Annotated in this window: 18 protein-coding genes and 1 tRNA gene; 12 read left to right on the forward strand and 7 right to left on the reverse strand. The window is 71.2% G+C overall.

The features are described from left to right. Positions 1-172: 172 nt before the first annotated feature. Both ACZ7PG_RS48510 and ACZ7PG_RS48515 read left to right on the forward strand, forming a co-directional pair. Positions 173-1,264, forward strand: a complete 1,092-nt coding sequence (locus tag ACZ7PG_RS48510) for a serpin family protein (protein WP_470246017.1) — start codon at positions 173-175, stop codon at positions 1,262-1,264. After that, positions 1,261-3,072 (forward strand): glycosyl transferase, encoded by a 1,812-nt coding sequence (locus ACZ7PG_RS48515; protein WP_470246018.1) that lies wholly within the window; start codon positions 1,261-1,263, stop codon positions 3,070-3,072. Before ACZ7PG_RS48510 ends, ACZ7PG_RS48515 begins: the two co-directional genes overlap by 4 nt. 24 nt (positions 3,073-3,096) lie before the next feature. Here the strand turns inward: ACZ7PG_RS48515 and ACZ7PG_RS48520 are convergent, their stop codons facing one another. Continuing rightward, positions 3,097-3,783: an alpha/beta fold hydrolase gene (locus ACZ7PG_RS48520; protein ID WP_470246019.1), complete on the reverse strand. Its 687-nt coding sequence runs from the start codon at positions 3,781-3,783 to the stop codon at positions 3,097-3,099. 49 nt (positions 3,784-3,832) lie between these two features. Here ACZ7PG_RS48520 and ACZ7PG_RS48525 point away from each other — a divergent pair, with 49 nt between their 5' ends. After that, the gene (locus ACZ7PG_RS48525) at positions 3,833-4,372 is read left to right on the forward strand and encodes a DinB family protein (protein WP_470246020.1); all 540 of its coding nucleotides are present in this window, start codon (positions 3,833-3,835) and stop codon (positions 4,370-4,372) included. A 1-nt stretch (position 4,373) separates the two neighbouring features. Here the strand turns inward: ACZ7PG_RS48525 and ACZ7PG_RS48530 are convergent, their stop codons facing one another. The 3 genes from ACZ7PG_RS48530 to ACZ7PG_RS48540 form a co-directional block, all read right to left on the reverse strand. Further along, on the reverse strand, positions 4,374-5,798 hold the full coding sequence (locus tag ACZ7PG_RS48530) for a serine/threonine-protein kinase (protein ID WP_470246021.1): 1,425 nt from the start codon (positions 5,796-5,798) through the stop codon (positions 4,374-4,376). A gap of 131 nt (positions 5,799-5,929) precedes the next feature. Beyond that, on the reverse strand, positions 5,930-6,280 hold the full coding sequence (locus ACZ7PG_RS48535) for a VOC family protein (protein WP_470246022.1): 351 nt from the start codon (positions 6,278-6,280) through the stop codon (positions 5,930-5,932). A 38-nt stretch (positions 6,281-6,318) separates the two neighbouring features. Next, positions 6,319-6,918: a TetR/AcrR family transcriptional regulator gene (locus tag ACZ7PG_RS48540; protein ID WP_470246023.1), complete on the reverse strand. Its 600-nt coding sequence runs from the start codon at positions 6,916-6,918 to the stop codon at positions 6,319-6,321. 103 nt (positions 6,919-7,021) lie between these two features. Between ACZ7PG_RS48540 and ACZ7PG_RS48545 the strand changes: the two genes are divergently transcribed. After that, complete coding sequence (locus ACZ7PG_RS48545) at positions 7,022-7,705, forward strand: carboxymuconolactone decarboxylase family protein (protein WP_470246024.1); 684 nt, start codon at positions 7,022-7,024, stop codon at positions 7,703-7,705. On the opposite strand, the gene ACZ7PG_RS48550 is transcribed toward ACZ7PG_RS48545, so the two are convergent. Then, a complete protein-coding gene (locus ACZ7PG_RS48550) occupies positions 7,702-8,154 on the reverse strand; it encodes a MarR family winged helix-turn-helix transcriptional regulator (RefSeq protein ID WP_470246025.1) in 453 nt (150 codons plus the stop codon). The genes ACZ7PG_RS48545 and ACZ7PG_RS48550 overlap by 4 nt on opposite strands. Positions 8,155-8,178: 24 nt before the next feature. Here ACZ7PG_RS48550 and ACZ7PG_RS48555 point away from each other — a divergent pair, with 24 nt between their 5' ends. The 3 genes from ACZ7PG_RS48555 to ACZ7PG_RS48565 all read left to right on the forward strand — a co-directional run bounded on the left by ACZ7PG_RS48555 (position 8,179) and on the right by ACZ7PG_RS48565 (position 10,959). Further along, the gene (locus ACZ7PG_RS48555) at positions 8,179-9,537 is read left to right on the forward strand and encodes an MFS transporter (protein WP_470246026.1); all 1,359 of its coding nucleotides are present in this window, start codon (positions 8,179-8,181) and stop codon (positions 9,535-9,537) included. Between the two features lie 22 nt (positions 9,538-9,559). After that, on the forward strand, positions 9,560-10,126 hold the full coding sequence (locus tag ACZ7PG_RS48560; RefSeq protein WP_470246027.1) for a carboxymuconolactone decarboxylase family protein: 567 nt from the start codon (positions 9,560-9,562) through the stop codon (positions 10,124-10,126). Between the two features lie 62 nt (positions 10,127-10,188). After that, a complete protein-coding gene (locus ACZ7PG_RS48565) occupies positions 10,189-10,959 on the forward strand; it encodes a hypothetical protein (protein WP_470246028.1) in 771 nt (256 codons plus the stop codon). Here the strand turns inward: ACZ7PG_RS48565 and ACZ7PG_RS48570 are convergent. After that, complete coding sequence (locus tag ACZ7PG_RS48570) at positions 10,931-11,884, reverse strand: sigma-70 family RNA polymerase sigma factor (RefSeq protein WP_470246029.1); 954 nt, start codon at positions 11,882-11,884, stop codon at positions 10,931-10,933. The genes ACZ7PG_RS48565 and ACZ7PG_RS48570 overlap by 29 nt on opposite strands. Before the next feature lie 42 nt (positions 11,885-11,926). On the opposite strand from ACZ7PG_RS48570, the gene dnaG reads away from it, so the two are divergent. The 3 genes from dnaG to ACZ7PG_RS48585 are packed head-to-tail and all read left to right on the forward strand — an operon-like array spanning position 11,927 to position 15,181. Beyond that, positions 11,927-13,849: a DNA primase gene (gene dnaG, locus ACZ7PG_RS48575; RefSeq protein ID WP_470246030.1), complete on the forward strand. Its 1,923-nt coding sequence runs from the start codon at positions 11,927-11,929 to the stop codon at positions 13,847-13,849. A 1-nt stretch (position 13,850) separates the two neighbouring features. Next, a complete protein-coding gene (locus ACZ7PG_RS48580) occupies positions 13,851-14,372 on the forward strand; it encodes a hypothetical protein (RefSeq protein ID WP_470246031.1) in 522 nt (173 codons plus the stop codon). Between the two features lie 47 nt (positions 14,373-14,419). Beyond that, complete coding sequence (locus tag ACZ7PG_RS48585) at positions 14,420-15,181, forward strand: trans-aconitate 2-methyltransferase (protein ID WP_470246032.1); 762 nt, start codon at positions 14,420-14,422, stop codon at positions 15,179-15,181. On the opposite strand, the gene ACZ7PG_RS48590 is transcribed toward ACZ7PG_RS48585, so the two are convergent. Beyond that, entirely contained in the window at positions 15,171-15,383 is a 213-nt protein-coding gene (locus ACZ7PG_RS48590; RefSeq protein WP_470246505.1) for a hypothetical protein, read from the reverse strand. The genes ACZ7PG_RS48585 and ACZ7PG_RS48590 overlap by 11 nt on opposite strands. A gap of 124 nt (positions 15,384-15,507) precedes the next feature. On the opposite strand from ACZ7PG_RS48590, the gene ACZ7PG_RS48595 reads away from it, so the two are divergent. Together ACZ7PG_RS48595 and ACZ7PG_RS48600 are read left to right on the forward strand one after the other, a co-directional pair. After that, a tRNA-Asn gene (locus tag ACZ7PG_RS48595) sits at positions 15,508-15,580 on the forward strand. An 852-nt stretch (positions 15,581-16,432) separates the two neighbouring features. After that, entirely contained in the window at positions 16,433-17,011 is a 579-nt protein-coding gene (locus tag ACZ7PG_RS48600) for a tetratricopeptide repeat protein (RefSeq protein ID WP_470246033.1), read from the forward strand. Positions 17,012-17,117 lie beyond the last annotated feature (106 nt).

Raw genomic sequence — 17,117 nt, forward strand, 5'->3', positions numbered from 1 at the left:
ATCACGTGTGATGCCCCTTCCGGCACGTGAGCTGGGGAGGTGGCGGTGCGGACCTGGGCGTGGGGTGGTCCTGGCATGCGGGGGTGGCCTTCCGCGTGGGGGATTTGTCACCCGTGGGCGGAGTTCCGCGTGGCCGCCCGGTGGGGTGAACCGTTCCGGTAGTCTCGCCCGCATGGCCACGGACAGCCACCTCCGGTTCGCCCTCGGCGTCCACGCGGCCCTCGGTGCCGAGGGCGGGAACTCCTGTTTCTCGCCGTATTCGGTGGCCAGCGCGCTGACCCTGGCCGCCCTGGCCGCGCGGGGGGAGACCCGCGACGAGCTCGTCGCCCTGCTCGGTGATCCCGGTGAGCAGAAGACCCTTTTGCGGGACGCCGCGCAGCTCGTCGACGAGGCCCGGGGCGAGCAAGCCGAGCTGGCCGTCTCGAACACGCTGTGGGCCGACGACCGGCTCCCGCTCGAAGACTCCTTCAAGGCCGAGCTGGCCGAGTGGCCCGGCGCCGCCGTCGCGAGCGCGCCCTTCGAGAGCCGGCCCGAAGCCGCGCGTGCCCTGATCAACGACGACGTCGGGCGCACCACGCGCGGCCTCATCCCGCAGCTGCTGCCGCCCGGCTCGATCGACCGGGACGTCGCGGCCGTGCTGGTCAACGCCCTCTACCTCAAGGCCGCGTGGAAGCTGCCGTTCCGCGAGGCGAACACGAGCGACGCGCCGTTCCACGCGCCGTCCGGCACTCGCGACGTCCCGACCATGTGGCTCAGCGAACGCGTCGGGTACGCGCACGCCGCCGGCTGGCAGGCCGTGCAGCTGGTCGCGGCGGGCGGTCTGCAGGCCGTGGTGCTGCTGCCCGACGGCGACCTCGCCGACGCCGAAGCGGCCCTCGACCAGCCGACCCTGACGAGCTTGCTCGACGGGATCGGCGCGAAAGCCGTCGAGCTCGCGCTGCCGAAGATCTCGCTGGACGTCCCCAGCTCGCTCACCGGCGTGCTGCGCGGCCTCGGCGTCCGCACGATGTTCACCGACGAGGCCGACCTGAGCGGACTCTCCCCGGACCCGCGGCTGACCGTGTCCGAGGTGCTGCACCAGGCCGTGCTGCGGGTGGACGAACAGGGCTTCGAGGGGGCCGCGGCGACCGCGCTGACCATGCGCCTCACCTCGATGATCATCGACGACCCGGTCACCGTCACGGTCGACCGGCCGTTCCTGCTGCTGGTCCGGCACGCCGGCACCGGGGCCCTCCACTTCCTCGCCAGGGTGGTCGAACCGTGAGCTTGAAGTCCGAAGCCGTTCCCGACCTCGTCCCGCCCACCCCCGAACCACCCGAAGGCCCGAAACGCTGGGCGTGGCAGGACTCCGCCATCACCGGCGGGTTCCTGCTGTTCACGATCCTGCTCTACAACGGGCTCTGGTTCGACCTCAAGCGCGGCTACCTCTGGAACGGCGCCGCCGACCAGAGCCAGTGGGAGTGGTACTCGACGGTCGTCGCGAAGTCCGTCCTGCACTTCCAGAACCCGTTCACCACGGACCTCCAGAACTACCCGCTCGGCGTCAACATGGCGGCGAACGCGGCGATGTTCGGCCTCAACATCCCGCTCGCCCCGATCACGCTGACCTTCGGCGCGACGCTGACGTGGGCGATCGTGCTCACCGCCGGGCTCGCCGGCACCGCGACCGGCTGGTACTGGGTGTTCTCCCGCCACCTGGTGCCGAACCGCACCGCGGCCGCGATCGGCGGCGCGTTCTGCGGCTTCGCCCCGCCGATGATCTCGCACGGCAACGCGCACCCGAACTTCGTCGTGCTGTTCGTGCTGCCGTTCATCGCGCTCAAGACGATCCAGCTCGCGCACGGCGAACGCCCGGTGCGCAACGGGATCGTGCTCGGGCTGCTCGTCGCGTGGCAGATCCTGCTGGGCGAAGAGCCGCTGATGATCTTCGCGCTGACCTTCGTCGTGTTCGCCGTCGCGTACCTGATCCCGCACCGCGCGGAGATCCGCGGCATGCTGGCGCCGCTGGGCAAGGGGATCGGCATCGGCGCGGTCGTCGCGTTGCTGATCGCCGGATTCCCGTTGTACTGGCAGTTCTTCGGCCCGCAGAGCTTCCACTCGCTGCTGCACGGTTCGGCGGGCAACGACACGGCGGCCTTCACGCGCTTCGCGACGCAGTCGATCGCCGGCGCGCCGGAAGCGGCCGCGGACGTGTCGATGAACCGCACCGAGGAGAACGCGTTCTTCGGCTGGCCGCTGATCGTGCTCATGGTCGTGCTCACGATCTGGCTGTGGCGTGACGTCGTGTCGCGCGCGCTGGCGATCACGATGTACGTGATGGCCCTCCTTTCCCTCGGCATCGAGATCACGGTGGCGCACGACGACACCGGCATCCCGGGCCCGTGGAAGTGGCTGGGCCAGCTCCCGCTGCTGGACTCACTGCTCGAATCCCGGCTCGCGATGGGCTGCATCCCGGTGGTCGGCGCGCTCCTGGCGATCGCGACGCACCGCGTCTGGACGGCGGCGGCCGAGCAACCGGAACTCCTGGACGGCAAGCCCGTCTTCCCGCTGCGCATGATCTGGATCGGCGCGGTGGTGGCGGTGCTGCTGCCGATCGCGCCGACGGAGCTGGTGACGCACGAACGTCCGCTCTCCCCTCCTTTCTTCGCCGACGGGATCTGGCGCCAGTACGTCGCTCCCGGTGGCTCGCTCGTGCCCGTCCCGCTGCCGAGCACCGGCGAGGCCGAGCCCCTGCACTGGCAGGTCGACGCGGGCCTCGGCTACCCGATGCCCGAGGGCTACTTCGTCGGCCCGACCTCGCCGGACGACCGCCGCGGCCGGTACGGCGCGGTGCCCCTGCCGACCTCGGACCTGTTCGCGGAGGTCGAGAAGACGGGGCAGGCCGCGGACGTCACCGAAGCCGACCGCACCCAGGCGCTGGCCGACCTGCGCGCCTGGAACGCGGACGTGCTGGTGGTCGGCCCCCGGCAGAACCAGGAAGCATTGAAGTCCACTGTGGAGCTCCTCCTGCGCAAGCCGGCGGAGTTCGTCGGCGGGGTGTGGATCTGGGACGTGCGGCCCCTGACGCCGTGACCGGCGCCCGGGCGCACGCGTCGGTCAGGCCTTCGCGGCGTCGAGCAGGATCGCGGTCAGCTCCTTCGGTTGAGAGAACATCGGCCAGTGCCCGGTGGTCATCTCCACCAGCTCCCAGCGGTCGCTCTTCAGCAGCTCGACGACGTCGGGGCTGTGCGTGTCACCGTCGAGCAGGCACTTGACGTAGGTGGTCGACAGCTCGCCCAGCGGCCGGGAAAGCACCGCGGGTTCGGTGAGCGACGCGGCCGGGTGCGGGGTCGAGCCCTCGACGAGCCGGGCGATCTCGGCGTCCGAAAGCCCTTGCTCCGCAAAGTCTTCCGCGGTCAGCGCGGGCCAGAAGCCGCGCTCGGTGAGCGCCGCCACCTGCGCCTCGGACCAGACAGAGGTGAACGACTCGCCGTCGGTCGGCACGTTCGAGTCGACGAACACCGCGCGCTTCAGCCGGTCGCCGATCCGCTCGGCCGCCTGCCCGACCGGGATGCCGGAGTAGCTGTGCCCGACCACCACGACGTCCCGCAGATCGCCTTGCGAGACGACGTCGACGATGTCCTGCACGTGCTTTTGCTGCCCGCCGGGCTCGTCGCGTTTTTCGGCGACGCCGGACAGCGTCACCGCGTGTGCGCCGTGACCCGCTTCGCGCAGCCCCGGGACGACGTCGTCCCATGCCCACGAACCGAGCCAAGCGCCTGCCACCAGTACGAATTCAGCCATGCCGGAAACCTAGTGGAGGGGTCCGACAATTTCGGTAGAGTCGGCGCCCGTGACCTCAGTGGACGACCAGGGCCGGACCGAACCGCCCGTCGACGGCGACGAAGCCGCGATCCTGCTCGGCTTCCTCGACTTCCACCGCGAAACCCTGGCGTGGAAGTGCGGCGGGCTGGACGAAGCGGGCCTGCGCGCGACGCACCCGCCGTCCACCTTGACGCTGGGCGGCCTGCTCAAGCACCTCGCGTACGTCGAGGACTACTGGTTCTCCTGCGTCCTGTTCGACCGCGAGCCGGCGGCCCCGTGGAACACCGTCGACTGGCGCGAAAACCCGGACTGGGACTGGGATTCCGCCGCGGAGGACACCCCGGAGCAGCTCCGCGAGCTCTGGCAGGCAGCGGTGACGCGGTCCCGCGAGCTGTACGCGGAGGCGTTGACGAACGGCGACCTTTCGCAGGCGTCGAAGCACACGCGACGGGACGGCACTTCGCCGAGCCTGCGCTGGATCCTGGTCCACCTGGTCGAGGAGTACAGCCGCCACAACGGCCACGCCGACCTCATCCGCGAGTCGATCGACGGCAGCACGGGCGAGTAGCTCAGCGGCTCTTGGCGACCGCGTCGGCGTCGATGCACAGGCTGCCGTCCCGCATGGCTATCCCGAGGACGTGCGTTTCGGTGCTGTCCGGGCGGCCGTCGCGGTAGTGCAGCCGGATCCGCGCGGTCACCGTGCTGCCCTCGACCGCGGGCGTCCCGAGAACCTCGGCGCCACTGAACTTGCTCCAGAACTTGTCGTAGCTGTCCCGCGTCCGCAGCCGCAGGTTCGGGCCGATCAGCTCCCAGCCGGAGTCGGTGTCCGGCATCAGCCCGTAGTAGTGGACGACAAAGCCGGCGAGGTCGCCGGTGGACGGCCGGCTCGAACTGGCCGTGGTCACCGCGACGGGGACGGTCGTCTCCGCCGCCGGGGTGCTCGTGCGCACCGGAATCGGTACCGGTGCGGCGAGGGGCGTCGAGGTCGGTGTCCCGGCCGGCGTCCGCGACAAAAGGGCGGGCAGCGCGATCAGCGCACCCACCCCGCCGAGCAGCAGGACCGTGACGATCGTGAGCGCGACCAGGAGGCCCGTCTTGCGCGGTGGCACGGCATCCGGTTCGACCCTGGTGAAGGCCCGGGTCGCGGCGGGCGGGGCCGCGAAGCCGGGATGCACCTGCGGTGAGCCGAGTGCTGCGCTCGCACCCGCCGCCAGTGCCGCGGCGGTGGGGTACCGGTCGTCCGGGCTCTTCGCCATGCCCCGGGCCACGACGCCGTCGAGCGCCCCGGGGATGCCCGGGCGCAGCCGGCTCGGGCGCGGCGGCGCCTGGTTCAGGTGGGCGTTGAGGAGGGACGCGGCCGTCGTCGCGGCGAACGGCTTGGTTGCGGTCAGGCACTGGTGCAGCACGCACGCCAGGGCGTAGACGTCGACGCGCTGGTCGGGCCGCGCACCGGTGAACCGTTCGGGAGCCATGTAGTCGAGCGTGCCGATCGCCGCGCCGGCACCGGTCAGTCCGGTCGCCGACTCCTGCGACCGCGCGATCCCGAAGTCCACCAGGTAGGCGAACCCGGTTCCGTTGATCAGGATGTTCGACGGCTTGACGTCCCGGTGGACCAGGCCCTCGGCGTGCGCGGCGGTGAGGGCCTGGGCGATCTGGCCGATCACGTCGACGGCTTCGCCCGGGTCCATCGGTCCGTGCTTGCTCAGCCTCGTCGCCAGGTCGTCGCCTTCGACGAGCTGCATGTCCAGGTAGAGGCGGCCGTCGATTTCCCCGAACGCGTGAATCGGCACGATGTGCGGCTCGCGCAGCCGGGCCGCCGCGTGGGCTTCGCGGCGGAAGCGTTCGCGGAACTCTTCGTCGGCGGCGAGGTGGGGCGGCAGCACCTTCAACGCCACGACCCGGTCGAGCCGGGTGTCGCGGGCGCGCAGGACTTCGCCCATGCCGCCGCGCGCGATCGGCCGCTCGATCCGGTACGGCCCGAATTCCGGGTTCACGTGGCTCCTTCGCAGGCGGATTACCCTTGCGAAGTCGCGGCGCGACCGACAGCGCGTTACACGTCGGCAGCCCAGGAACCCGTTCGGGTTACGGCGAAACCTGCCGTCGAACAGGGCGGGCGCCCGGTCCTTCACCCACGGCGGTGCGCGATCTGGAAGACGTTGCCGAACGGGTCGCGGACCATCGCTCGCCGGTCGCCGTAGGGCATGTTCGCCGGGGCCTCCAGGCTCGTCGCGCCGCAGTCGAGGGCTCGGCGGTACGTCGCGTCCGCGTCGGGGACGTACACGTGGAGGAACGCGGGGAACAGCTCGCGCTCGCCTTCGGCCGACAGCATCACGAGCGAGCCGCCGATGCGGATCTCGGCGGGCCGGCCGCTTTCGACTTCTCCGGTCGCGCCGAAGACCGAGCGCAGGAACGCGACGGCGGCGACGAGATCGCTCACCACCATCCGCGGGATCACCGTCTGGAAACCCGGGGTCATACCGGCCCACCCAAGCCGCTCGCGGCCGGGAGCACAAGTCACAGCCGCAGGCCGACCAGCTTCACCAGGAACCGGTCGACTTGTTCGACGGCGGGCGGCCACGGCAGGTCGGGCTCGTTGATCCGCTGCGCCAGCATGCCGTTGACGGCGGTCCGCAGGTCGATCGCGACGGTCGCGGCGTCGCCGGCCGGGGCCAGGCCCGCGTCCATGCACGCCTGGACCGCCTCGACCGTGCGCGCGACCATGACCTCCTTGAACGGCATGCCGAGCCGCCGGTGGACCTTGCTCTCGTGCAGCACCTTGTAGAGCCCGGGGTGCTCACGCGCCCACGCCGCCTGCGTCAGGATCCGGGCCCGCAGCGCGCTCGCCGGGTCCGGAGCTTCCGCGGCCGCGGCGTCGCCGGTGCCGACGAGCTCCTCGTGACAGCGTTGCATCGCGGCCAGCACGAGCGCGTCGCGGTCCGGGAAGTGCAGGTAGACCGACGTCGCCGCGATCGACACCGCGCGCGCGACGGCCCGCAGGGACAGTGCTTCGTCGTCGGCCAGCTCGTCGAGCATCCGCACGGCGGCCGTGACGATCTCTTCGCGCAGCAGCTCGCCCTGGCCACGGGCGTTGGGACGGCGGCGGGTCTCGGTCATGGTCGGCCCAGTGTAGCTGGACACCTATTGCGCTACAGGTGTAGCGTCACTCGCACTACAGCTGTAGCGCTACGAATGTTCACCACACTGAGGGAGCTCGACTTTGACCACCACCGCACCACCGACGAGCCTCGAGCGGCTGGCCGCACTCGATCCGGCGTTTGCCCAGCTGGTCGGCGCCACCGCGAAGTACGTCCGGGCGATCCCGGAGCTGACCGACCGGGAAAAGACGTTTCTGTGCGTCACGGCCGACGTCTGCCAGGCGAGCCTGGGCCTGGCGTTCAGCGCCCACGTGCGGGCCGGGCTGGCCGCCGGAGTGTCCACTTCGGACATCCGGGAGCTGCTGCGGTTCGTCTCCTACGACTGCGGCTACCACGCCGCGACGGCGGGCATCGAGCGGATCGCCGAGCTCGAAACGGAACTGGGCCTCGAGCCGGAGCGCGCGGTCCCCGAACCGCTGTCCGACGGGCCCAGTCCGCTGCCGGCCGAAGTACGGGCGCGGCTGGACGAGCTGGACGCGCACTTCACCGGGTACTTCGACCTGCAGTCGCGGATGCGCGCCGGGCACGGGCCGGGCACGCTGAGCGAACGCGAGCGCGGCCTGGTCAGCCTCAGCGTCGACGTGCATTACCAGACGCTGGCCGACACGTTCCGCATCCACGTCGGCCGCGCGCTCCGGGGCGGCGCGTCGCCGGAAGACGTGCGCGCGGCCCTGCGGTTCAACGCCCAGTTCGGCGTCACGCGCGCCTGGCAGGCGTGGGAAGTGCTGAACGAAATCCTGGGCTAACCGAGGACTTCGTCCGCGAGCCGGGTCAAGTAGCCGGCGAAGCGTTCGCGGTCCTCGCGCGGCCAGTCGCCCACCAGCGTCTCGAACGCCTGGCGCTGGTGGGCCTGCGAAGCCGCGAGGAACTCCTTCGCCGCTTCGGTGAGCGTCAGCACCGCGCGGCGCGCGTCCCGGGCCGACGTCGAGCGCACCACGAAGCCGTCTCGCCCGGCTTCGCCGACCATCCGGCTGGCCACCGAGCGGTCGATGCCCAGCTGGTGGGCCACGTCGGCGACCGTCACCTCGTCCGCCGTGGCGCCGTCGACGGCCTGGATGACCAGCAGGTTCGGCACCGTCCACGCGGCCGGGGCGTCGGAGTCGAAGCGCTCGACGACGTCCGGGGCCCACTGGCGCGACCAGTGCCGGACCAGCCGGAAGAGGGCGGGGCCACCGTCGGAGCTTGATGCGTGCATAAGGCACGTTATAACGTGTGCTTTATGCACGCATCTCGGAACCTCGCCTTCGCGGGTCTGCTGCTCGGCATGGCCATGGCCCAGCTCGACGGCCTGATCGTCACCGCGGCCCTGCCCTCGATCGGCGAAGACCTGCACGTCCGCACCGGCCTCGTCGCGGTGACCGCCGCCGGCCTGCTCACCCTCACCGTCGCGACGCCGTTGCACGGCCGGCTCGGCGACCTCCACGGCCGCCGGATCTCGTTCGCCTGCTCGGTTCTCGTGTTCGCCGCGGCCTCGGCGTGGTGTGCCGCCGCGCCCGACCTCGGCTCGCTGATCGCCGCCCGCGCGTTGCAGGGCCTGGGCGGGAGCGGCCTGATCGTCACGGCGATGAGCGCGCTCGGCGAGCTGTTCGAGCGCGACGAGCTGCTGCGCCGCCAGGGCTGGCAGACGGCGGTCTTCGCGGCCGCCACCCTCGGCGGTCCACCCCTGGGCGGGCTGCTCGCCGCGGGCCCGGGCTGGCGGTGGATCTTCCTGGTCAACCTCCCGCTCTGCGTGCCCGCCCTGGTGCTCGGCCTGCGCGGGCTGCCCGCGAAACCGAGTCGCACCAAGGAAAAGTTCGACGTCGTGAGCAGCGCACTGCTCGTGGCCGCGGGGTCGGCGGTCGTCGCGCTCGGCACGGTCGACGACCTCGCCCGAAGTCCACTGTGGACGCCGATCCTGGCCGGAATCGCCGGGGGAGCCGGGTTCCTGTTCGTGCGACGGCAGCGTCGCACCAAGAGCCCGCTGATCTCGCCGAAGGTCTTCGCGGACGCCGTCCTGGCCCGCGCGGTGGTGGTCAACGGCCTCGCCGGCGCCGCGCTCTACGGCACCTTCACCTACGTCGCGCTGGTCGCGGCCTTGACCGCGGCCGCGGCGGGGACCGGCGCGCTGCTCGTCGCGATGACCGCCGGGCAGCTCGCCCTGTCCGCGTCCTTCGCCGCGCTGGCCCGCCGACGTCCGGAAATGGCGACGTGGGGCCGGTTCGGCTGCCTGCTCGGCACGGCCGGGCTCGCCGCGGTCGCCGTCGCGGCCGCTCTCGGCGGCACTCCGTGGCTCCTCGTGCCGGGGCTGTTCGCGATCGGCGCGGCCTTCGCCGTCTGCACGTCCGCGTACACCGTCCTGGGCCAGACCCGTGCCCGCCGCGACCTGATGGGCGTCACGCTGGGCTCGCTGACCTTCGCCCGGCAGGCCGGCGGGCTGGCCGGCGCCGCGGTGTTCGGCTGGCTCGCGCTGGCCACGACCGGCGGGCTCGGCGCCGCCGGCCTCACGGTCGTGTTCGGCTCGGCGGCCGCGATCATGCTCGTGGCCTGCGTCACCGCGCCCGCTGTCACGTCTTCGGAAGCGGTCTCGTCCCCCTCGTGACCGCGAACGAAGGAGAACGCAGATGCCTCGCATCCCCGCGAAGAAGACGTCCGAAGCCGGCCTGGTGCTCAAGCTGATGTACCGCTTCGCGGGCCGGCGCTACGGCGCGGTGCCCGAGCCGATGGCCGTCGCCGCGCACCACGCCGGCCTGCTGCGGGCCAATGCCGTGCACGAGCTGATGGTGGAGCGGGCCTCGAAGAAGGTGCCGGCGAACGTGCGCGAGCTCGCCGTCTACCGCGTCGCGACCCGGATCGGCTGCTCGTGGTGCGTCGACTTCGGCACGATGCTGCAGAAGCACGACGGCCTCGACATCGAGCGGCTGAGGAAGATCGACGACTACGCGACGTCGCCCGCGTTCAGCCGCCAGGAACGGCTCGCGATCGCCTACGCCGACGCGATGTCCGGCGAGCAGGTCACCGTCACCGACGAACAGGTCGCCGAGCTCGAGCGCGAGTTCGGCCGCGAGGGCGTCGTCGAGCTGACCTACCAGGTCGCGCTGGAGAACTCGCGCGCCCGGATGAACAGCGCGCTCGGCATCGTCGACCAGGGCTTCACCTCGGGCGACGCCTGCCGTGTCCCGCTCCCGTAGGACTCCGGGAATCGGACCCCGGTCGGACGCGGAACCGGGGTCCGCCGCGAGACCGTTCCGGCATGCACCTCGTCGCCAGTGAACGGATCAAGCTCTTCAGCATCGCCACGCCCTGGGTGTGCGGCGTCTTCGCGCTCGTCGCGCTGGCCGCCCCGGCCGCGCTCACCGCCCTCACGGCGACCGAGTCGCGGCTGCCGCCCACCGTCGCGAGCACCCAGTTCGGCTACCAGCTGGGGATGGTCGCCGTCCTGCTGGCCGCTGCGCTCGCCGTGACCAGCGAGTACCACTCCGGCACGATCCACGGCACCTTCCAGGCAGTGCCGAGCCGGTGGCCCGCCTTGCTCGCGAAGGCCGTGGTCGTCGCCGCCTTCGCGTTCTTCCTCGGCGAGGCCGCCGCGTTCACGGCCTGGCTGGTCGCGCGGGTCCTCGCCCCGGACGCCGACCTGGCGCTGGACAGCGTCGCGGACTGGACGATCGTCGCCGGCACCGGTCCGGTGTTCGCGCTGGCCGCCGTCTGCGGGGTCGGCGTCGGCCTGCTCGTGCGCCACACCGCCGGCACGGTCGCGCTGCTCGTCGCCTACCCGCTCATGGCGGAGAACGTCGTCACGCTCATCCCCCGGGTCGGGCCGGCGATCCACCGGTGGATGCCGCTGAACGCCGTCACGAAGTTCCTCAGCGGTAGCGGGGAGGCCAACGCCGGCAGGGACGGCGGCAACGCGGCCGTCCTGTCGGACTCGCCGCTGAGCCCGGGCTGGGCGCTGGCTTACTTCGGTGCTTTCGCCGCCGTGTTGCTGTCCGCCGGGATCACCCTTGCGCGGCGGCGGGACGCGTGATGCGGGTCAGCTTGTCCGGGTTGACCATGTCGTAGATGGCCACGATCTTCCCGTCGCGGACGCTGACGGACTGCACGTGCTCGTCGAGGGCCAGGAAGCCCTCGCGACCCGGCATCGGCGGCAGGTACATCCCCAGGTCGCCGTTGACCAGCACCGGCGCGCCGCGCTCGACCACCCCCGGCTCGTACTTGCGCATGAGGCCGATGAAGAACCGGGCGATCTTGTCCGGGCCCAGGATGAGCTGGCGGGTGGTGCGGCCCTTGCCGTCCGAGTCGCCGATGAGCACGACGTCCGGGGCGAGCAGCTCGGTCATGGCCCGGATGTCCCCGGCCAGGAGCGCGCCGACGAACTTCTCGAGGATCTGCGCCTGGTCGTCGAGCGGCACGCGGGGTGCCGGGTCGGCGTCGGCGAGTGCCTTCCGGCCCCGGGACGCGTGCTGGCGGGCGGCCTCGACCGAGACGCCGAGCGCGTCGGCGATCTCCGCGAACGGCACCGAGAAGGCGTCGTGCAGCACGAACGCGACGCGCTGCTCCGGCGTCAGCTTGTCGAGGACGACCAGCGCGGCCATCCGCAGGCCGTCGTCGCGGACCGCGATGTCCAGGGGGTCCTCGCTCACCGGCTGCCCGAACGGCGTGACGACCGGCTCCGGCAGCCACTGGCCGACGTACCGCTCGCGCTGCGCGGCGGCCGACTTAAGCCGGTCCAGGCAGATCCGGCCGACCACCGTGGTGAGCCAGCCCCGCAGGTCGCGGATCGCCGCGCGGCCGGCGTCGTCCAGCCCGGCCAGGCGCAGCCAGGACTCCTGGACCGCGTCCTCGGCGTCGGCGCGCGTGCCGGTCAGCCGGTAGGCGACCCCGATCAGGTGACCGCGGTGCGCGGCGAACTCCGCGGCGAGGGTGTCCTGGGCGGTGGGCGTGGAGGCCATGCCCCGAGTGTGCCGTATGGGGTGAAGAGGTGAAGGCCTAGAGTGGGTGGCGTGGCAGGACGGATTCGGGAGAGCGACATCGCGGAGGTGCGCGAGCGGAACCGGATCGACGAGGTCGTCGGGGAGTACGTGGCGCTGCGCCGCGCCGGTGGGGGCAGCCTGAAGGGCCTCTGCCCGTTCCACAACGAGAAGACCCCGTCGTTCAACGTCCGCCCGACGCACGGCACCTTCCACTGCTTCGGCTGTGGCGAGGGCGGCGACGTGATCAAGTTCGTCCAGAAGATCGACCTGATCACCTTCGTGGAGGCCGTCGAGCGGCTGGCCGACCGGATCGGCTTCCGGCTCACCTACGAAGGTGGCGGCGCGACGATCCAGCGTGACCGCGGCAGCCGCAGCCGGCTGATCGAGGCGCACCGCGCGGCCCAGGAGTTCTACGCCGAGCAGCTGGGCACCGACGAGGCGCGCACCGCGCGGGACTTCCTGTCCGAGCGCGGGTTCGACGCGTCCGCGGCGAAGACGTTCGGCTGCGGCTACGCCCCCGGCGGCTGGGACAAGCTGACCAAGCACCTGCTCACGCGCGGTTTCGAGGTCAAGGAGCTGCTGACGGCGGGACTGTCCAAGGAGGGCCAGCGCGGCCCGATGGACCGCTTCCACCGGCGCCTGGTCTGGCCGATCCGCGACGTCGGCAACGAGGTCGTCGGCTTCGGCGCGCGGCGGCTGTTCGACGACGACCGGATCTCGGCGAAGTACCTCAACACCGCCGAGTCGCCGATCTACAAGAAGTCCCAGGTCATGTTCGGCCTCGACCTGGCCAAGCGCGAGATCGCGAAGCGGCACCAGGTCGTCGTGGTCGAGGGCTACACCGACGTGATGGCGATGCACGCGGCCGGCGTGCCGACGGCGGTCGCGTCGTCGGGCACGGCGTTCGGCGAGGACCACATGAAGGTGCTGCGCCGGCTGATGATGGACGACGACGCCTTCCGCGGTGAGGTGATCTTCACCTTCGACGGCGACGAAGCGGGGCAGAAAGCCGCGTTGAAGGCGTTCGAAGGCGACCAGACGTTCGCCGGCCAGACGTACATCGCGGTCGCGCCGGACGGCATGGACCCGTGCGAGCTGCGCCTGGCCAAGGGCGACAGCGCGGTGAAGGACCTGGTCGCGCGGCGCACTCCGCTGTTCGAGTTCGTCATCCGGAGCACGCTCAAGAACTACGACCTCGACTCGGTCGACGGCCAGGTCGCGGCGCTGCAGAAGACCGTGCCGATGGTCGCGTCGATCAAGGACCGCGCGGCCCGCGACGGCTACGCGTCGAAGCTCGCCTGGTGGGTGGGCTGGCAGGACGTCGCGCAGGTGGTCAACCGGGTCCGCGGCAGCTCGGGCGCGACCGACCGGCGTGGCGGCGCGCCCCTCAAGCAACCGGCCCGCGTCGGCGCCCAGGAGGCCCCGGCCGCTTCGGCGACGCCGGACCTGGCCCGCCCGGCGCCCAAGGACCCGCGGTTCGCCGTCCAGCGCGAGGCGCTGAAGGCGGCGCTGCAGCAGCCCGCGATCGCCGGGCCCGAGTACGACGCGCTGCCGCTGGAGGCGTTCACGCACCCGGTGTACGTCGCGGTGCACGAAGCCGTGCTCAAGGCGGGCGGCGCGGGTTCGGGCCTGACCGGGCCGTCGCTGCTGGACGCGGCCGCCCCGCACTGTCCGGAAGGGACGGTCCGGCGCGTGCTGTCCGAGCTGGCCGTGGAACCGTTGCAGGCCAAGGACGAAGTCGACTCGCGCTACATCTCGTCGATCCTCGCCCGGCTGCAGGAGGGCCTCGTCGGCCGGCAGATCGCGGAGATCAAGGGCAAGCTGCAGCGGCTCTCGCCGGTCGAAGCGCCGGACGACTACCGCGCGCTGTTCGGCGACCTCGTCGCGCTGGAGCAGTACAAGAAGTCGCTGGGCGAGCAGGCCGCCGCCGGCGCGTGGGGCTGAGATGAGCTTCCTGCGCCGGTTGCTGGGTGACCGCACGCCTCCGGACTTCACGGGTTCGCTTTCGCCTGGGGAAGACGTCGTCGACAGCGCCCCGGTCGAGGGCGGTGGGTACCTCGTCGTGACGCCGCTCGGGCTGTGGGTCCCGGCCGAAGGCGCGGCGCGGCGCGTCGGCTGGCACCTCGTGGGCAAGGCGGCCTGGGCGGACGGCGTGTTCACGCTGACCGAGTCGGCCGAAGCCGGCACGGCGGGCTCGGCGGTCCTGCTGGCCGACCTGCCGCCGGTCCGCTACCGGCTGGCCGCACCGGGCAAGGTGCCGCGCGAGGCCTACCAGCGCGTCGAGGGTTCGATCCGCTCGCGGCACCGGCAGGAGATCGGGTCCGGGGGAGCGTGGTTCGTGCAGCGCAAGGTGCCCGGCCGCGACGGCAGCGTCCTGCAGGTCCGGCCCGACCCGGGCACCGACGCCGACCTGGTGGCGGCCATCGCCGAGCAGGCCGCCGCGAAGCTGGTCAACCCGGTCGAGTAGCAGTACGCTCGTACTCAGTACAAGCGTACTGTTGCTGGGAGGCGGCCGTGTGGGATCCGGAGAAGTACCTCGACTACGCCGACCTGCGGGCCCGGCCGTTCTACGACCTGGTCTCACGCATCGGCGCGACGGCGCCCCGCCGCGTAGTCGACCTCGGCTGCGGCCCCGGCAACCTGACTGTGTCGCTGCGCTCCCGGTGGCCTTCGGCGGTGCTTGAGTGCAGCGATAGTTCACCCGAAATGGTGGCTGCAGCACGTGTCCGCGGCCTCGACGCGTCGCTGCTGGACGTCCGCGACTGGACGCCGGCGCCGGACACCGACGTCGTGGTGTCGAACGCCGTCCTGCAGTGGGTGCCGGACCACTCCGCGTTGCTGCGCCGCTGGGTGTCCTCGCTGCCCTCGGGTGCGTACCTGGCGATCCAGGTGCCGGGCAACTTCAACGCGCCGTCGCATGCGCTGACCAGGGAACTGGCGGCGTCCCCGGCGTGGTCGTCCCGGCTGGCGGAGGTGGTCCTCCGCGAGGACGACGCGGTCTCGAGCCCCCAGGAGTACGCGAACCTCCTGGCCGACGCAGGCTGCGGAGTCGACGCCTGGGAGACGACGTACGTGCAGCCGCTGCGGGGGCCGTCACCGGTGCTGGAGTGGATCACCGGAACGGCACTGCGCCCGATCCGCGCGGCCCTGCCCGACACCGAGTGGGAGCAGTTCCGCACGGAGCTGGCCCCCCGGCTGGCGGCGACGTACCCGACCAGGCCCGACGGCACGACGTGGTTCGAGTTCCGCCGGGTGTTCGTGGTGGCTACCGTTTGACCTTCTCGCTGATCTTGGCCCGCGCAACCCCGGCGGCACCTTGGACCATGGGGTGGTCGACGATGCGGCGGTAGGTGCGCACGAGCTGCTCGTACCGCCCCCGGCCTGCCTTGGCGCCCAGCACGTACCCCAGGCCTGCCCCCAGCAGGAACTTCTTCATCCGCGTCCACGCCTTCCATCGATAGGTCGTCCGACTGTCCATTGTCCAGGAAAACGGCCGCGAGGGGGCGGTTGCGCCAAGTGGGGGGTGGGTGCGGAGGGTGTGCGGGCATGGGCTAAAGTTTCTCTTGTCGGTCGGAGAGACCGGCACCGGAAGTGAGCAACATTCCCCTGTAGCTCAACTGGCAGAGCATTCGGCTGTTAACCGGAGGGTTCTTGGTTCGAGTCCAAGCGGGGGAGCAAAGCCCAGGTCACAGACCTGGGCTTTTTTGCTACCCATGGGTAGGGGCGATTTAGTGTCTATCTTGACGATCGTCCAGTGATCGACTGTGGGCCCGCTGGGACGCGGCGGCGGCACTGGCGGTAGCGACAGGTTGCAGGCCTGTAACTCGTGGTGCGATGCTCCGGCCGCGGGGGCGACGTGAAGGTGACCCCGGAGCCCGCGCGCGCAGGGCGCGCTGGCCTCTGGACCGTCGGTAGCTCGCCAGCACGAGGTGAAAGTCTCGGGTTGGCTGAGCCGCCTGCCGTTGACCAGGTACGAAATGGTGGACGCTAAGTCGGAGGCGGTGGACACCTGGTTCGCGGACGTCCCGCGCACTCGATCAACTGTTTCAACTAGCTGGCGAACTCTTTCACGGTCCTGGCAAGGTGGAGCACGCCGCCGCCGAGCTGGCCACAACGTTCCACGACGAGCCTGCGACATCCGCGGTCGAAAGTGTGCTGGCCCGGCGCTGGCGGGAACTGCACGGTGCCGGTACCCACGCCGAGCCGCGTTTCCGGCCGTTGGAAAGCGATTTCGCCCAGCTCCTGGCCGATCGAGCTCGTGTTCCAGCCCGATCCGACTGGGCGGGCCCGGCCGGCACGCGAGCTCAGCGACGGCCAGCGCTCGCTGCTGCACCTGGCGTTGCTGGGAGCAACCCTCGACATCGAGGCCGGCGTCGCCTCCGGACCACACGCGAGGGAGTTCCAACTCGGATCGGCGCACTTGCCCAGCCTGACTCTCGTGGCTGTCGAAGAGGCGGAAACAGCCTGGCCGCGTTCTACATCTCGCGCATCATCACCCAGCTGCAGGAACTGAGCAGAAGCTTCCGCATGCAGGCGGTCATCGCCAGTCACTCGGCGAGCGTGCTGCACCGCATCGTTCCTGAGCGGCTGCGCTACTTCCGCACCGGTCAGACCACGGCAACAGCGTGGGTGCGGCCGATCCTGCTCCCGCCCGGTGAATCCGAGGAGGGCAAATATGTCCGGGAAGCGGTCCGGGCGCACCCGGAGCTGTACTTCGCCAAGTTCGTCGTCCTCGGCGAAGGCGACTCCGAGGCGCTGATCATCCCCCGCATCGCCCAACCCGCAGACATTGCGCTCGATCCGTCGTTCGTGGCGATGGTCCCGCTCAGTGGCCGGCACACCAACCACTTTTGGCGCCTGCTGACCGACCCGGCGCATCAACGGCCCGACCACCCCGACACGCTGGTCCCGCAAAACAACCTGGCGGGCGTCTACGAGTCGGTGGGTGGTTTGGAGCGGGCGATCCCGCTGTATGAGGCCACTCTCGCCGACCGGGAGCGGTTTCTGGGCTCCGACCATCCGAACACGCTGACCTCGCGGAACAACCTGGCTCACACCTACCAGGCGGCGGATGATCCGAACCGGGATCATCCGCTCGAACCTTGATCGAGCACGATCGACCTGAAGTGGCCACCGTGCGGGTCGCTACGGAGCCGGTCGACGATGGCGCCAACATCCGCTCTTCGGCAGAAGAGGACGTTTAAGCGGTGGC

It is taken from the genome of Amycolatopsis sp. NPDC114504, assembly GCF_055633595.1.

Bases quoted from the DNA above. Each gene is read 5' to 3' on its own strand.
- ACZ7PG_RS48510 (WP_470246017.1), top strand. From the start codon at position 173: ATGGCCACGGACAGCCACCTCCGGTTCGCCCTCGGCGTCCACGCGGCC.
- ACZ7PG_RS48520 (WP_470246019.1), bottom strand. From the start codon at position 3,783: ATGGCTGAATTCGTACTGGTGGCAGGCGCTTGGCTCGGTTCGTGGGCA.
- ACZ7PG_RS48535 (WP_470246022.1), bottom strand. From the start codon at position 6,280: ATGACCCCGGGTTTCCAGACGGTGATCCCGCGGATGGTGGTGAGCGAT.
- ACZ7PG_RS48540 (WP_470246023.1), bottom strand. From the start codon at position 6,918: ATGACCGAGACCCGCCGCCGTCCCAACGCCCGTGGCCAGGGCGAGCTG.
- ACZ7PG_RS48550 (WP_470246025.1), bottom strand. From the start codon at position 8,154: ATGCACGCATCAAGCTCCGACGGTGGCCCCGCCCTCTTCCGGCTGGTC.
- ACZ7PG_RS48555 (WP_470246026.1), top strand. From the start codon at position 8,179: ATGCACGCATCTCGGAACCTCGCCTTCGCGGGTCTGCTGCTCGGCATG.
- ACZ7PG_RS48560 (WP_470246027.1), top strand. From the start codon at position 9,560: ATGCCTCGCATCCCCGCGAAGAAGACGTCCGAAGCCGGCCTGGTGCTC.
- ACZ7PG_RS48565 (WP_470246028.1), top strand. From the start codon at position 10,189: ATGCACCTCGTCGCCAGTGAACGGATCAAGCTCTTCAGCATCGCCACG.
- ACZ7PG_RS48570 (WP_470246029.1), bottom strand. From the start codon at position 11,884: ATGGCCTCCACGCCCACCGCCCAGGACACCCTCGCCGCGGAGTTCGCC.
- ACZ7PG_RS48580 (WP_470246031.1), top strand. From the start codon at position 13,851: ATGAGCTTCCTGCGCCGGTTGCTGGGTGACCGCACGCCTCCGGACTTC.
- ACZ7PG_RS48590 (WP_470246505.1), bottom strand. From the start codon at position 15,383: ATGGACAGTCGGACGACCTATCGATGGAAGGCGTGGACGCGGATGAAG.
- ACZ7PG_RS48600 (WP_470246033.1), top strand. From the start codon at position 16,433: ATGCAGGCGGTCATCGCCAGTCACTCGGCGAGCGTGCTGCACCGCATC.